The organism is Cupriavidus sp. 2SB, from assembly GCF_005503625.1.
Classification (GTDB): Bacteria; Pseudomonadota; Gammaproteobacteria; order Burkholderiales; family Burkholderiaceae; genus Cupriavidus.
On record NZ_SCMX01000016.1, the window covers coordinates 15039 to 28489 of the forward strand.

Consider the following 13451-nt stretch of genomic DNA (forward strand, 5'->3'; position numbering starts at 1 on the left):
GTATCCGGCGATGGTGGGGGCGAGGGATCGCCAGTGTAATGGCCCAGCAAACATTCTCGTCATGATTTAAAATTCCGCGCCTCAGTCGGAATTTTCATGGAGATTTTGCGATGCCGATCGACATCCGGGCTTTGCGCTACTTCGTCGAGACTGCGCGCCTCAAGAGCTTCACCCAGGCGGCATCGTCGCTCTATGTGACGCAATCGACCATCAGCAAGATGGTTCGCCAACTGGAGGATGAGGTCGGCCAGCCGCTGCTGATTCGCGAAGGCAAGTCGGTGCGGCTCACCGATGTGGGCAAGGTGGTCTACGACCGGGGCCAGGAGGCGCTGGGCGTTGTGCACCGGCTGACGCTGGAAGTGGCCGATCTGTCATCGCTCGGACGGGGGCAACTGACGGTTGGCATTCCACCGATGGTCAACCTGTTCTTCTCGCCAGCGGTAAGCGCTTTCCGAAAGCGGTATCCCAATCTGCAACTGACGCTGTCCGAGCACGGCGGTCAGGTGGTGGAGCAGCAGGTGGCCAGCGGCGAACTGGAGGTGGGCGCGACGGTGCTGCCGGGCGATACCGGGCTGGCGCTGGAGACGCGCCAATTCGCCAAGTATCCGATCTGGGTTGTCGGTCCGCCCCGCGCGGGATGGGCCAGCGGCCGTACGGTCACGCTGGAGGCCCTGCGCGATGAACCGCTGGTGATGCTGACCGAGGAATTCTCGCTGACGCGCAAGCTGCGGCAAGCCTTTCTGGAGGCACGTATCGAGCCGCAAGTGGTGGCGCAAAGCGGCCACTGGGATTTTCTGGCGTCGATGGCAGCGGCGGGGCTGGGGACGACGTTTCTGCCGGAGCCGTTGTTGTCGCGGCTGGAGACGCGCGACAAGCTGTCAGTAGCACGGCTGGCGGAGCCAACGATGGACTGGGCGCTGGCCCATATCTGGTCGCCGGGAAGGTATCTGTCACACGCGGCGAGGGCGTGGCTGGAGGTTTGCGAGGAGGTGATGGGGTAGGCAATACCGCATTGTTTTTTCTCCCCTCTCCCATGAAATGGGAGAGGGGTTGGGGGAGAGGGCGGGAGGCTCTGCTTGCCGACCATTGGCAATTTGCACCGCTGGCCCTCTCCCCCGGCCCCTCTCCCGCCTTGCGGGAGAGGGGAGCAACACCAGGCGGGAGACGCGCAGGCTACCGCGCCCGCAACGCATCCACAATATTCAACCTCGATGCCCTCAGCGCCGGTAAAAACCCGCCAATCAGTCCCATCGCCATCGAAAACAGCAGGGTTTTCATGATGATCCCCGGCGTCAGCAGAAAGCGGAACGACAGATCCGCGAACGTCTGGAAGTTCGTCGTGGAGAAAGACGCAAACTGCATCAGTGCCGCACACAGCAGGCCCGCAATGCCGCCCACCAGCCCCAACAACACCGCTTCGATCAGGAAGGCCATCAGCACGTTGTTGCGCTGGAAGCCCAGCGCGCGCAGCGTGCCGATCTCGCCAACGCGGTTGGCGACCGATGCATACATCGTGATCATCGCGCCGATCATTGCGGCCACAGAGAAGATCGTGGTCAGTGTCAGGCCCAGGATGTTGATGAATGCAGACAGCGCTTTCGACTGGTCGCTGTAGAACTGCTGCTCGCGCTTGGCCTCGTTCGCCAGGCGGGGGTCCACGTCGATATCGGCGCGGAACTTGTCGAAACCGTCTGCGTTCGACAGCCGCATCACCATCGACGAATAACTCGTGCGACGGAAGGACTGCATCAACTGGTCGATGTCGCCCCAGATCTCGGAATCGAAGCCGCTGCCGCCTGCATCGAAGTGGCCCACCACGGTCCAGTCGCGCTGTGCGAAACGTATGTGGTCGCCAATCCGCACGTTGCCGTAGCCCTTGGCGATGCTGCTGCCGACGATGATTTCCGCCGAGCCTGGCTTGAATACGCGCCCCTCGGTCAGCCGGATTTGCGGCCGCATCGTTACACCGAGCGGCGACACGCCCCGAATGATCACGTTCGACGGGGTCGTATAGCCGGTCTTGGTCAGCGAGATCAGCACCACGGCTTCGCGCGAAGCCATCGGGCGGCCTTCCGTCGTCAGCGCCACGGCGGGATGCATTTCCAGCGCCGCCGCCTGATCGCGGGAAATCGCGCTCTGGATCTCGGTCTCGGCGCCTTTGCGGATGACCACCACGTTATCGCGCTCGCCCGTGGTCACCAGCGTCTGCTTGAGTCCGGCGTCGAGCATTAGCATCGTGGCAAACACAAAGACCACGAGCGCCAGTCCGCCGGCCGTCAGCGCCGTAGTCAGGCGGCGGGCCCAGACGTTGCGGGCAATGTAGTGAAGCGGAATCGCCATGACTTACCCGATGGCCCGCAGGCCTTCGACGATGCGCACGCGCGCGGCCTGCACGGCGGGCACGATGGCGGCGGCGAGGCCCACCACCACGGCGCATGCGGCCTGCATCGCCATGGTCTCGTGCGAAACGGTGAACACCGGGAACACGCCGCCCACCGCCTGCTTGAAGAAGCTCGCCGCTGGTGGCGTGAGTAACATCCCTATCGCGCCGCCCACCATGCTGATGATCATCGACTCGCCAAACACCAGCAGCGACAGGAAGCCGGAGCCGAAGCCCAGGGCCTTGAGCGTGGCGTACTCGGTGATGCGCTCGCGGGCGCTCATTGCCATCGCGTTGGCCATCACGGCCATGACGATCACGATCACCACATAGGACACCACGCGAATCGCCGCGATGATCTGGTTCGACATCGCCACGAAACCGAGCTGGAACGCCTGCTCGGTCTCGGTCAGCGTCTCGGCCAGCGAGTTCTTGAAGACGTTGTCCACGGCGCGCGAGATGGCGGCGCCGTTGTCCGGATTGTCGATGCCGACCACGAATACGCCCACCTGATCCGCCTGCCGCGCGGTCTTCTTGCGCACGGTCTCGTTGAGGTAGTCCCAGTGGAAGATCATCTGGCGCGTGATGGTGGACTCATCCCGCCCCTCCATGATCCCGCGCACTACGAAATCCCAGGTGCCGGGGTAGATTGTGCCCTTGATCGGGATGACGTCGCCGACCTTGAAGCCATACGAATCGGCCAATTGGCGACCGATCAGCGCACCGCGCCGGTCGCGCTGGTAGTCCGCGCGTTCCTCTGGCTTGACGATGAATTCGGGATAAAGATCGAGATAGTTGTCGGAGACGGCGAACTGCGCGAAGAAGTTCTTGGGATCGCGATAGACGCCCCCGAACCAGTTGGAGCGCGCCACCTGCGTCACACCATCCACGCCCTTGATGCGGTATTCGTAGTGCAGCGGCAGCGCAAACGTCAGAGAAATCGCGTTGCGCGTCACGAGCCGCGCATTCGACGCTGCCGAAGCCCCCGCGTACCAGGCATCCACCACGGTCTGCAGCAGCCCGTAGGCCAGCACCGCGATGACGAGGCCGAGCACGGTCAGCGCCGTGCGCAGCTTGTGGCGCATGGCGTTGCGAGCGATCAGCTTGGGCAGGTACATGATTGGGACGCTCAGGCACGCGGCCCGGGTTGGCGGCGCTCGGTCTGTAGCAACTCACCTTTTTCGAGATGGACCAGCGATTTGGCGGCTTCGGCGGCGTGGGCGTCGTGCGTGACCATGATGATGGTCTTGCCGACATCCGCGTTGAGTCGCTGCAGCATCGTCAGGATCTCGGTGGCGGAGGTGCGGTCCAGGTCGCCGGTCGGCTCGTCGGCCACGATCAGCGTGGGGTCGGTAATCAGCGCACGGGCAATGGCTACGCGCTGCTGCTGGCCGCCTGACAGTTCCGACGGATAGTGATCCATGCGATCGCCCAAGTTGACCATCCGCAGCACCATCTCCACACGCTCGCGCCGCTCCGCGCGGCCCAGCCGCGTCAGCATCAGCGGCAGCTCCACATTCTCGTAGGCGGTCAGCACCGGCATCAGGTTGTAGAACTGGAAGATGAAGCCGACGTGCGCGGCACGCCAGTCCGCCAACGATGCCTCGGGCAGTTCCGAGATATCGACGCCGCCCACCAGCAACTCGCCACTGTCAGGACGATCGATGCCGGCGATCAGGTTCAGCAGCGTGCTCTTGCCCGAACCGGACGGCCCCATGAGCGCGATGAAATCTCCCTCGGCGATGTCGAGCGAGATATCGGACAGCACCGGCACAGTCTGCGCGCCGCGCTGGTACGACTTGGCGAGGTGGCGGATCGAGACGAGCGGGGCGGGGTGGGTCACAGCGGAGGCTTCGGCCATGGCTTACTTCTTCGTCACGGTGACCTTGGCGCCATCGGCCAGCTTGTCGCCGGGCGCCAGCACCACGGTGTCGCCAGCCTTCACACCCTGCACGGCCACCAGTTCGCCGATCTTCGCGCCGCGTGTCACCGGCACCTGCCTGGCCTTGCCGTCGGCGATCAGGAACACCACGGGCTTGCCATCGCGCTCGACCACGGCCGAAGGTTGCACGGCGGTCTGCGGCTTGTTGTCCTCGGGTGGCACCGGCTTGGACAGGAACGCGATCTTGGCGCTCATATCGGGCAGCACGCGCGCATCGCGATCCACGAAACGCACCTTGACGAGCACGGTGGCCTTGGAGCGGTCGACGGTTGGCACGATGCGCGACACGCGACCGGCCATTCGCAGGTTCGGCAGTGCATCGAGCAGGATTTCGCACGGCTGATCGACGGTGATCCTGGCGATATTCGATTCGGACACATCCGCTTCCACTTCCAGCGTATCCATGTCGGCAATCGTGACGATGGCGCCCTTGGTGTCGGCGGCGGCGGAGAACGGCGTAATGTTGTCGCCCACGTTGGCATGGCGGATCAGGACCACGCCGTCGAACGGTGCGCGGATTACGGTCTGCTCCACGGAGACTTCTGCCGCACGGGCATTGGCCTTGGCCGAGGTGATGGACGCCTGCGCGTTGCCGATCGACGCCCGCGCCTTGTTGAAGCGCGCCAGATCCGCATCGTATTGCTGCTTCGAGATCGCCTTCGGTTCCAGCAGCATTTCCGAGCGCTTCAGATTGACCTCGGCATCGCGCAGTTCGGCCTGCTGCAGTTGAAGATTGGCTTCGGCCACCTGCACCTGGGCACGGGCCTGCGCAGCGGACGCTTCCACGTCGCGGCTTTCCACGCGGGCGATGATCTCGTCTTTCTTCACGCGCGAGCCTTCCAGCACGCCCAGCCATTCCAGGCGGCCCTGTGCCTTCGACGCGACGGCGGCCTTGCGCTGCGGCACCACGTAGCCCGTGGCGTTCAGCATCGTGTAATTCTGGGAGGGGTAGGCGGCGGTGATCGTGGTGCTTTCCACGGCCTGCGGGCCGGTAAGCTTGAGGCCGACGCCAACCACGGCCAACAGGATCACTGCGATGACCGCATAGCGCACCCAGCGGCGACGCCTGCGAGGCGCGGGCGCCATGGCGCTGCGGTCGATTTTCAGCTTGCTCAGGTCTTGGTCAGCCAATTTGGAAACCCTGGGAACCGTATGGGAGCGGCATGCGGAGGATCACACATCCCCCGCATGCCGGAAAAGGCTCCCAGTATAGCGGCGTAGCAAGTCTGAAACGCGGGAAAGCGACGTTACAGCAGCTTGCCCGGATTCATGATGCCGCTGGGGTCGAACACCTGCTTGATGGCACGCATCAGGCGTAGTTCGAGCGGGTCCTTGAGCGTCAGGAAGGCGTCGCGTTTCAACTGGCCGATGCCGTGCTCGGCGCTGATGCTGCCGTTGTAGCGCGCCACTTCCTCCATCACCTCGTCGCTGACCGGCTTGCCTTCGCCCAGCGCCCATTTCGGATCGGCACCGAGCGGACGCGACAGGTTGTAGTGCAGGTTGCCATCGCCGAAGTGCCCAAAGATAAACGGGCGGATGCCGGGGTGGCGCGACTTGAGCCGGGCTTCCATCGATTCCATGAACGCCGGGATGCTCTCGATGGGCAGCGACACGTCGTGCTTCAGATGCAGGCCGTCCATGCGCTGCGCTTCGGAGATTTCCTCGCGCAGCTTCCACAGGCCCTGCAACTGGGCCAGCGAGGCGGAGACGGCAGCGTCGAGGCACAGCCCTTGTTCCAGCGCCTCGCCAATCACCGATTCCAGCAGCGCGTTCAGAACATCCTCCGAAGCCGTATCGGCAATTTCCAGCAGCACATAGGCGGGATGGCGGTCGGGGAAGGGCGCCTGGACGTTTTCGGCATGTTTCAGCACGAGTTCCAGGCACTCGCCGGTGAAGAACTCGTACGCCTGCAAGCGCGCGCCGCAACGGGCGAACAACAGCGAGTACAACTGCAGCGCTTGCTGCGAGGATTCCACGGCGGCCAGCACCACGGCGCGCGAATCAGCACGCGGCGAGAGGCGCAGCGCGGCGGCGGTGATGATGCCGAGCGTACCTTCTGATCCGATCAGCAGTTGCTTGAGGTCGTAGCCGGTGTTGTCCTTGCGCAGCGTGCGCAGGCCATGAAAGATCTCGCCGTTCGGCAATACCGCTTCCACGCCGAGCACCAGTTCGCGCGTCATGCCATAGCGCACCACGTTCACGCCGCCGGCGTTGGTGGCGAGATTGCCGCCGATCTGGCACGAATCCTCGGCTGCCAGCGACAGCGGGAACAGCCGGTCATGCTCCTCGGCCGCGCGGCGCAGGTTGCCCAGGATGCAGCCAGCCTCGGCCACCATCGTATTGGCGATGGTGTCGATCGAACGGATCTTGTCCATGCGGTCAAGGCTCAGGACCACGTTGGTTTGGCTGCCATCGGGCGCCGCGCCGCCACACAGGCCGGTATTGCCGCCACGCGGCACTACGGGCACACCGGCCTGCTGGCACATCGCCAGTGCCTGCGCCACCTGCTCGGTCGAGCGCGGGCGGACCACGGCCTGAGCCTGGCCCTTGTAGAGGCCGCGCCAGTCTGACAGCCACGGCGCCACGGCATCGGCGGCGGTAGACACCACGTCGGGTCCAAGGGCTTCGGTCAGGCGCTGGGCGAAATTCGTATCGGACATGATCGGCAAGGGAAAAGAAGGGAAACGGGAAAGTCGGCGGAAATCAGGCGTCGCGCATGTTCAGGCCCAGGCGAAGGGCGGCGTTGCGCAGGTGCTGCGTGGTGTGCTGGCGTGCCAGATCGACGTCGCGTTCGCGGATCGCCTGGAAGATCGACAGGTGCTCTGCGTGCACTTGGCGCGGCAGCCCCGGCTGCTTGCTGGAATTGGTGCGCGCGGTCTGCACGGCGTGATGCAGTTGCAGGTTCATGTATTGGAGCAACTGCAGGTAATAGGGGTTGTGCGTGGCGGTGGCGACGGCGATATGGAACTGGATATCGGACTCCACGCCCTGCTCGGGGTCGTTGAGGTGCGTTCCCAGTTCGGCCAGCAACCCGGCCATGCGGGTGACGTCCTGCTCGGTACGATGCCGCGCCGCCATGGCCGCCGCCGATCCCTCCAGATCGATTCGTAGTTCGAAAATTGCGGCAAGGTCGGTGGTATCGGTGCCACCCGCCAGCCGAAACCCGCTGTCGCTGACCCGCGACCGCACGGTGCTTCCCAGCCCCTGCCGGCTCTCGATCATGCCCTGCGAACGCAAATGCACCGTCACTTCCCGGATCACCGCAGCACTGACGCCAAAGCGCTCGCAAAGCTGCTTGCCCGTAGGCAGCCGCTCGCCCACGGGAAACGTCCCATCGGCTATTTCGGCGCGCAACTGCTGGATGACGCGCTCGGTAAGGGTGATCGGCCTAGTTTGCATGGGGAGGGAGTTTAGGCTCTTCTGGTTATATGAAAACCACAGGTAAACCCGTAGTTATTCTGTTTCCTTTCCCTCGGTTTGCTCCCCTCTCCCGCGAAGTGGGAGAGGGGTGGGGGAGAGGGCTGGAAGTTCTGCTTGCCGGCCACATCGCAATTTTCACGGCTGGCCCTCTCCCCCAGCCCCTCTCCCGCCTTGCGGGAGAGGGGAGCAAACCACATCAAACGCCCGCACCTTTCACTTCGTTACAGCCCCAACCTTCACCAGACGCTATCCTCGCCGCGTCCTCACACAACAAAGAGAAACACAATGAAAAAACTAACGTTGCTGATGGCAGCATGCGCGGTGCTGCTTGGCGGGTGCGTGGTAGCGCCTTACGATCAACCGGGCGGCGGTGGTCCCGGCTGTCCGCCGGGGCAGGCCAAGAAGGGCAACTGCCGCGTGGACGGATACGGAAACGAATCGTTCTGCCCGCCCGGCAAGGCGAAAAAGGGCGAGTGCTGATGCGGGCGTAAATGCTGGAAGGCAGGCGGTCAGAGCTTGCCTTCCAACGCCTTTCGTTCCTTCCACATCTCCTGCACAAACGGATCTGTCACCCCATACAGCCCGTGCCCCTTGCGCATGATGAGGTTGCCGGCCATCAGTTCATTGACCAGCGGCTGGGCTTCTTCGACCTTGACCTCCCGGCCGATGGCCTTCGAATACGCCACTGCCGCTTCGGCGGAGAACAGGCCGCGCGCATCGCCTTCCGCTGAGGCAATCCGGTCAAAGATTGCGGTAGCCAGCCCGCCCAGTTGCTCCAGCTTGACGAGCTCCAGATCGGCCGCCGCAGAACGCAATGTGTTCGCGATGACCGGCAGGTATTCGTCGGGGTTGCTGCCTTCCGGCAGGTGGAAGTGCAACTGCCGCAACGCCCGGATCATTTCCTCGGGTCGGTGCCCCAGCGTCTGGAACGCTTTCATCGCCACGTCGGGCGAGGGCAGGGCGGTGGCGCCTTCGGCGGCTAGCCGCTCCAGCAGGTGATCGACATAGCGTTTGTCGAGGACGGGATAGGCCACCGACGTGGCCCCGCTGAACGCCTGGTTGCGCCGCGCAGTGAGTTCGCCGACGAGTGCCCGGTGCGAGCCGGTGCCGACGAACAGGAAATGTCCTGGCGTATCGGGCCGGGGATTGATCGCATCGCGCGCCGCCTTCAGGGCCAGCAGCATCTGGTTGCCTTCGTCCGAGGTGATGGCGTGCTGCACCTCGTCGACGATCAGGACCACATCCGTGCGCGCCTGATCCACCACCTCGGTCAGTGCTTGCGCCAGCGTGGCGCCGCCCGGATCGCCCAGGCTATCGAGCTTGAAACCGAACTTGAATCCCAGCGCGCCCACATCCGCACCGGTCAGTCGCCTGAGCCGGCGCGTGATGGCGCTGGTCGGCGACTCCAGCTCGCCGAGCGCCTTCTTTACCGCGGCAAGGATCAGGGCGGCAGGGCTGCGTTGGGTATCGCTCCAGAGATCGACGTAGATGACCAGCGCGCCCATTTCCTCCAGCGCCGGGATCAGGTCGTTCATCACGAACGTGGTCTTGCCGATGCGGCGCAGGCCGGAGAGGAACAGCCCCGAACGCAGGCCCTCGTCAAGCACGCCCGGAAACAGCAACTGTTTTGCCATTTGCCGCGCCAGTTCAGGGCGGCGGTAGATGTCGCTCATCGTCCGGTTTATCGTGAATTATTGAATTCCAATAATTATAGGGATTTCATAAAGCGAAGTAAAAGCCGATTTTAGTGCGTCATCAATAACTTTTTGGCGGGGTTATCGGCGAAAGCATGGAGTGCAGGCACAATACGACGCACTTTCCTTGAATTTGTCGCCCTCGCCATGAACCTGTCTCCAGCCATTCCCATCCTGCGGATCTTCTCTGTCGAGAAGGCGCGCGAGTTCTACATCGATTTCCTGGGTTTCAAGTTGGATTGGGAGCACACCTTCGGCGAGAACTTCCCGCTGTACATGCAGGTGTCGCGCTCCGGTCTGACGTTGCATCTGAGCGAGCACTACGGCGACGCCACCCCCGGCTCGGCCGCCTATATCCCTATCGACGATGCCGACGCGCTGCAGCGCGAACTGATCGCCAAGGATTACCGCCATGCCAAGCCCGGCGTGGAGGATGTGGAATGGGCGCGGCAGGTGCGGCTGACCGATCCGTTCGGCAACCGGCTCTGCTTCTCGCAGCCGAAGGAATAAGCGCGGTCAGTCAGCCGGCAGGATCTGCGGATTCCAGACCACCTCCCACAGGTTGCCGTCAGGGTCCTGGAAGTAGCCGGCATAGCCGCCGTAGAAGGTGTCCTGCGCCGGTTTGACGATGTGTCCGCCGGCCTGTTTTGCCTGCGCCATCACACGATCCACTTCGGCCTTGTCCGCGACGTTGTGCCCGATCGAGAAGCCGGTCGGGCAGGGTGCGGATGCAGGCAGCCCCGTGTCCCAGGCCAGATCCTTGCGCGGCCAGAGTCCCAGTTTCAGCCCCGGCTGCAGATCGAAGAACGCCACGGCGCCGTGTTCGAACTCACGTCCGATGACGCCTCCGGTGGGCAGTCCGAGTCCATCGCGATAGAACACCACGGCGCGGTCGAGATCGGCCACACCCAATGTCAGTACGGTGATTCGCGGTTTCATGGCATCTCCTGCAAGGTAGGGGCCGTATTTGGCGGAGGGGTCGCCTCGGCACCTTCGGCCATTCGCACATCGCGCAGTTTCGTGGTGGCCTTGGCGACGGCACGCGACAAACGTGCCACCTCGTTCATGTGTTCCAGCATGTCGTTCGCCAGCCGGAAATTCCTGACGTCCTCGGCGCTGCGTAGCGGCAGTGCGGCGACGATCGATTCACGTGCGGCACCGGCCAGTGCTTCGATTTCGGCCTTGGCGCCGACGATGCGGCCCACCGCCGTGGCGTCGGGATGCACGATGGCATCGCGCGTCTCATCAAAGTAGCCGAGCACCGTCCTCGCGAACGCCGTGGTCTGGTCATTGCGCATGCCTTCGATATCCGCGCCCAGCGCCATACGCCGCTGGCTCAGTGCGAGCATGCTCGTCGTAGCCACCTCGCGGATGGCGTCGAGCCCGGCGCCGATACGCGCCAGATCGAGCAGTTGCCGACTTTCGTCTTCGGATTCGTTTGCGTCGGACAACCTGCCGATATAGGCCAGGATGGCCGTGCTCAGCGCCTCGGCCGAGTTGTCGCGATCAGCCAGCGTGACGATGTCCTGTGCCGAGCCGTTCAACGCGACCTGGGCGCTGCACTCCAGCAGTTCGCGCACCTGAGTGCCAAGGCTGCCAAGTTCGAGCTGCACACGCGGAATGCCGAGCGTCGGGGTGGCCAGCAGCGCGTCGTCCAGGTAGCGCGGCACACCCGGATCGTGCAGTGGCCTGGGCGATGCGGGCGCCAGACGCTGCGCGAGCCGACCGATCGGACCCGCGAACCAGATCAGGATCGCCGTACTAAACACGCTGAAGATGGTGTGGGCATTGGCCGCCTGGCGCGGTGTCTCGGCGGCCAGCCGCGCGGCGCCGGTCAGTTCGGGCGCACTGGGGGAGATGGCGCGCACCAGATCGGCAAACTGCGGGATCAGAAAGGCGAAGAACAACACGCCCAGCACGTTGAACAGCAGGTGGACGATGCCCACCTGTGTCGCTTCCGCATTCTTGCCGATGCCCGCCAGCAGCGCCGTGCCGCAGGTGCCCACGTTGGCGCCGAGGATCAGCGCGATGCCGGACTCCAGCGGAATCAGCCCCTGGCTGCCGAGCGCGATGACAATCGCCAGTGTGGCAGCCGAGCTTTGCACGACCGCCGTGAACAGCGCCCCAATCAGGATGCCGATGGCCGGGTTGCGCATGTCCTGCATCGTGGCGATGAACGGCTGGTAGTTGCGCAGCGGCCGCGTGGCATCGCCCATGAACTCGATCCCCAGGAACAGCAGGCCCAGCCCGAGCAGCACGCCACCCAGTTGGCGCAGTAGTTCCTTTCTGGCGAACGCCTGCATGACGAAGCCGCCCGCAAGCAGGAACGGCGTCACGGCCGAGATGTTGAACGCGATGATCTGGGCAGTCAGCGTGGAGCCGATGTTGGCGCCCATGATCACCGGCACCGATTGCGCCAGCGAGAGCAGCCCCGCCGACACAAAGCCGACCAGCAGGACCGTGGTGATCGTGGAGGAATTGAGTAGCGCGGTGATGCCAGCACCCGCCAGCACGCCGCGCCAGCGACTGGCGGTCAACGTGCCGAGCAGCGATTGAAGCCGTGAGCCGGCAATCGCCTTGAGCCCGGCAGTCATGCATTCGAGCCCGTACAGGAACAACGCCAGCCCACCGACGAGCAGGCCACCCATTTCGATTACGTTCAGCGCGTCACCGTTTGGCATGGATGCAGGCGCGGGCAAGCCCGCCAGATGCGACTGGGATGTCAGCCGAGGCAGCCATTGTACGGCGCAGGGGGGCAGATACAATGCCATCCCGCCGTGGGTTTTGCGGCTATCGGAATGTTCCATGCCCTCGCTACCGCTGCTGCCATCGCGCTCGATGTCTCGCCAGATCCTGGCTTCGCTGGTCTTGTCGATCACCTGCGCGGGTGTCGTCGCCGCACCCTCGGTCGATCCGGTACGGGAGGCCGTGGACGCCGCCATCCGCCCGATCCTGGCCGAGTACAAGGTGCCCGGCATGGCGGTAGCGGTCACGGTGGATGGCAAGCATCGCGTGTTCAACTTCGGCGTGGCATCCCGTCAGTCGGGCCAGCCGGTCACGGATGCCACGATTTTCGAGATCGGCTCGGTCAGCAAGACGTTCACGGCCACACTCGGCGCGTACGTGCAGGCACGCGGCGCGCTGTCGCTCGACGATAGCGCCGTGAAGTATCTTCCGGCGCCATCAGGCAACGCGTTCGACGGCATCAGCCTGCTGGAACTCGGCACGTACACGGCGGGAGGATTGCCGCTGCAGCCACCGCCCGAAGCTGGCAATCTCGCCCAGATGACCGAATGGCTGCGCCACTGGCAACCCGAGGCCGCGCCCGGTACGCAACGCCGCTATTCCAACGTCAGCATCGGCCTGTTCGGCCACCTCGCCGCGAAAGCGATGGGCGAACCTTTCGACCAGATCATGACGCAGCGGATCATCGGCGGAATGGGTTTGCACCATACGTGGCTGCAGGTTCCCAAGGCGAGAATGGGCGACTACGCATGGGGCATCGGCAAGGACAACAAGCCGGTGCGCGTCACGCCGGGCGTGTTCGATGCGCAGGCCTATGGCATCAAGACCACGGCCACGGACATGATCCGCTTTGTGGAACTCAATATCGACGGCCGCACGGTGAAGGACGAGACGCTGCAGCGGGCACTGGTGGCTACGCACACTGGCTACTTCCGGCTTGGTGGCATGACGCAGGGTCTGGGGTGGGAGCGATACGGCTGGCCCGTGGCGCTATCGGACCTGCAGGCCGGCAACGACGCGCGCATCGTGCTGGAGTCGCACGCCGTCCAGCGCATCGCGCCACCCGAGCCTGAGCCGGCCTCGGCACTCTTCAACAAGACAGGTTCGACAAACGGGTTTGGCACCTACGTGGCGTTCGTCCCGGCGCGGCGGATTGGCGTAGTGATCCTGGCGAACCGGAATCTGCCCGTACCGGCGCGTATCGAGGGTGCGTATCGGATCTTGCAGGCGCTGGAGCGTGCTACGCCAAGCTCTTAACGGCTCCACGACA

The 13451-nt window shown here is 64.2% G+C and carries 13 protein-coding genes; 4 read left to right on the forward strand and 9 right to left on the reverse strand.

Translation table 11 applies throughout. The annotated features are described in order from the left end of the window. The first annotated feature begins 110 nt into the window (after window positions 1–110). Window positions 111–1001 carry a LysR family transcriptional regulator gene (locus FFS21_RS10070; RefSeq protein ID WP_137924694.1) on the forward strand — a complete coding sequence of 297 codons (891 nt, stop codon included), beginning with the start codon at window positions 111–113 and terminating at the stop codon, window positions 999–1001. 172 nt (window positions 1002–1173) lie between these two features. Here FFS21_RS10070 and FFS21_RS10075 read toward each other — a convergent pair whose 3' ends face one another. The 6 genes from FFS21_RS10075 to FFS21_RS10100 form a co-directional block, all read right to left on the reverse strand. Continuing rightward, the gene (locus tag FFS21_RS10075) at window positions 1174–2340 is read right to left on the reverse strand and encodes an ABC transporter permease (RefSeq protein ID WP_137924695.1); all 1167 of its coding nucleotides are present in this window, start codon (window positions 2338–2340) and stop codon (window positions 1174–1176) included. Between the two features lie 3 nt (window positions 2341–2343). After that, a complete protein-coding gene (locus tag FFS21_RS10080) occupies window positions 2344–3498 on the reverse strand; it encodes an ABC transporter permease (RefSeq protein WP_137924696.1) in 1155 nt (384 codons plus the stop codon). An 11-nt stretch (window positions 3499–3509) separates the two neighbouring features. Next, window positions 3510–4241: an ABC transporter ATP-binding protein gene (locus tag FFS21_RS10085; protein ID WP_137924697.1), complete on the reverse strand. Its 732-nt coding sequence runs from the start codon at window positions 4239–4241 to the stop codon at window positions 3510–3512. Between the two features lie 3 nt (window positions 4242–4244). After that, window positions 4245–5453, reverse strand: a complete 1209-nt coding sequence (locus FFS21_RS10090; protein ID WP_137924698.1) for an efflux RND transporter periplasmic adaptor subunit — start codon at window positions 5451–5453, stop codon at window positions 4245–4247. Between the two features lie 116 nt (window positions 5454–5569). Beyond that, window positions 5570–6982: an FAD-binding oxidoreductase gene (locus FFS21_RS10095; RefSeq protein ID WP_137924699.1), complete on the reverse strand. Its 1413-nt coding sequence runs from the start codon at window positions 6980–6982 to the stop codon at window positions 5570–5572. Between the two features lie 43 nt (window positions 6983–7025). Continuing rightward, a complete protein-coding gene (locus FFS21_RS10100; RefSeq protein WP_137924700.1) occupies window positions 7026–7721 on the reverse strand; it encodes a FadR/GntR family transcriptional regulator in 696 nt (231 codons plus the stop codon). Between the two features lie 306 nt (window positions 7722–8027). On the opposite strand from FFS21_RS10100, the gene FFS21_RS10105 reads away from it, so the two are divergent. Continuing rightward, the gene (locus tag FFS21_RS10105; protein WP_137924701.1) at window positions 8028–8222 is read left to right on the forward strand and encodes a hypothetical protein; all 195 of its coding nucleotides are present in this window, start codon (window positions 8028–8030) and stop codon (window positions 8220–8222) included. 29 nt (window positions 8223–8251) lie between these two features. On the opposite strand, the gene FFS21_RS10110 is transcribed toward FFS21_RS10105, so the two are convergent. Continuing rightward, window positions 8252–9415 (reverse strand): AAA family ATPase, encoded by a 1164-nt coding sequence (locus FFS21_RS10110; RefSeq protein WP_137924702.1) that lies wholly within the window; start codon window positions 9413–9415, stop codon window positions 8252–8254. Window positions 9416–9583: 168 nt separating this feature from the next. Between FFS21_RS10110 and FFS21_RS10115 the strand changes: the two genes are divergently transcribed. After that, on the forward strand, window positions 9584–9946 hold the full coding sequence (locus tag FFS21_RS10115; protein WP_137924703.1) for a glyoxalase superfamily protein: 363 nt from the start codon (window positions 9584–9586) through the stop codon (window positions 9944–9946). Between the two features lie 6 nt (window positions 9947–9952). On the opposite strand, the gene FFS21_RS10120 is transcribed toward FFS21_RS10115, so the two are convergent. Both FFS21_RS10120 and FFS21_RS10125 read right to left on the reverse strand, forming a co-directional pair. Then, the gene (locus tag FFS21_RS10120) at window positions 9953–10375 is read right to left on the reverse strand and encodes a VOC family protein (protein ID WP_137924704.1); all 423 of its coding nucleotides are present in this window, start codon (window positions 10373–10375) and stop codon (window positions 9953–9955) included. After that, a complete protein-coding gene (locus FFS21_RS10125) occupies window positions 10372–12117 on the reverse strand; it encodes a Na/Pi cotransporter family protein (RefSeq protein ID WP_137924705.1) in 1746 nt (581 codons plus the stop codon). The genes FFS21_RS10120 and FFS21_RS10125 overlap by 4 nt, the downstream gene beginning before the upstream one ends. Window positions 12118–12274: 157 nt before the next feature. Here FFS21_RS10125 and ampC point away from each other — a divergent pair, with 157 nt between their 5' ends. Continuing rightward, on the forward strand, window positions 12275–13438 hold the full coding sequence (gene ampC / locus FFS21_RS10130; RefSeq protein ID WP_137924763.1) for a class C beta-lactamase: 1164 nt from the start codon (window positions 12275–12277) through the stop codon (window positions 13436–13438). Window positions 13439–13451 lie beyond the last annotated feature (13 nt).

Coding starts and splice junctions, on each gene's coding strand:
- FFS21_RS10075 (WP_137924695.1), bottom strand. CDS start 2,340: ATGGCGATTCCGCTTCACTACATTGCCCGCAACGTCTGGGCCCGCCGC.
- FFS21_RS10110 (WP_137924702.1), bottom strand. CDS start 9,415: ATGAGCGACATCTACCGCCGCCCTGAACTGGCGCGGCAAATGGCAAAA.
- FFS21_RS10100 (WP_137924700.1), bottom strand. CDS start 7,721: ATGCAAACTAGGCCGATCACCCTTACCGAGCGCGTCATCCAGCAGTTG.
- FFS21_RS10080 (WP_137924696.1), bottom strand. CDS start 3,498: ATGTACCTGCCCAAGCTGATCGCTCGCAACGCCATGCGCCACAAGCTG.
- ampC (WP_137924763.1), top strand. CDS start 12,275: ATGTCTCGCCAGATCCTGGCTTCGCTGGTCTTGTCGATCACCTGCGCG.
- FFS21_RS10070 (WP_137924694.1), top strand. CDS start 111: ATGCCGATCGACATCCGGGCTTTGCGCTACTTCGTCGAGACTGCGCGC.
- FFS21_RS10125 (WP_137924705.1), bottom strand. CDS start 12,117: ATGCCAAACGGTGACGCGCTGAACGTAATCGAAATGGGTGGCCTGCTC.
- FFS21_RS10085 (WP_137924697.1), bottom strand. CDS start 4,241: ATGGCCGAAGCCTCCGCTGTGACCCACCCCGCCCCGCTCGTCTCGATC.
- FFS21_RS10095 (WP_137924699.1), bottom strand. CDS start 6,982: ATGTCCGATACGAATTTCGCCCAGCGCCTGACCGAAGCCCTTGGACCC.
- FFS21_RS10105 (WP_137924701.1), top strand. CDS start 8,028: ATGAAAAAACTAACGTTGCTGATGGCAGCATGCGCGGTGCTGCTTGGC.
- FFS21_RS10120 (WP_137924704.1), bottom strand. CDS start 10,375: ATGAAACCGCGAATCACCGTACTGACATTGGGTGTGGCCGATCTCGAC.
- FFS21_RS10115 (WP_137924703.1), top strand. CDS start 9,584: ATGAACCTGTCTCCAGCCATTCCCATCCTGCGGATCTTCTCTGTCGAG.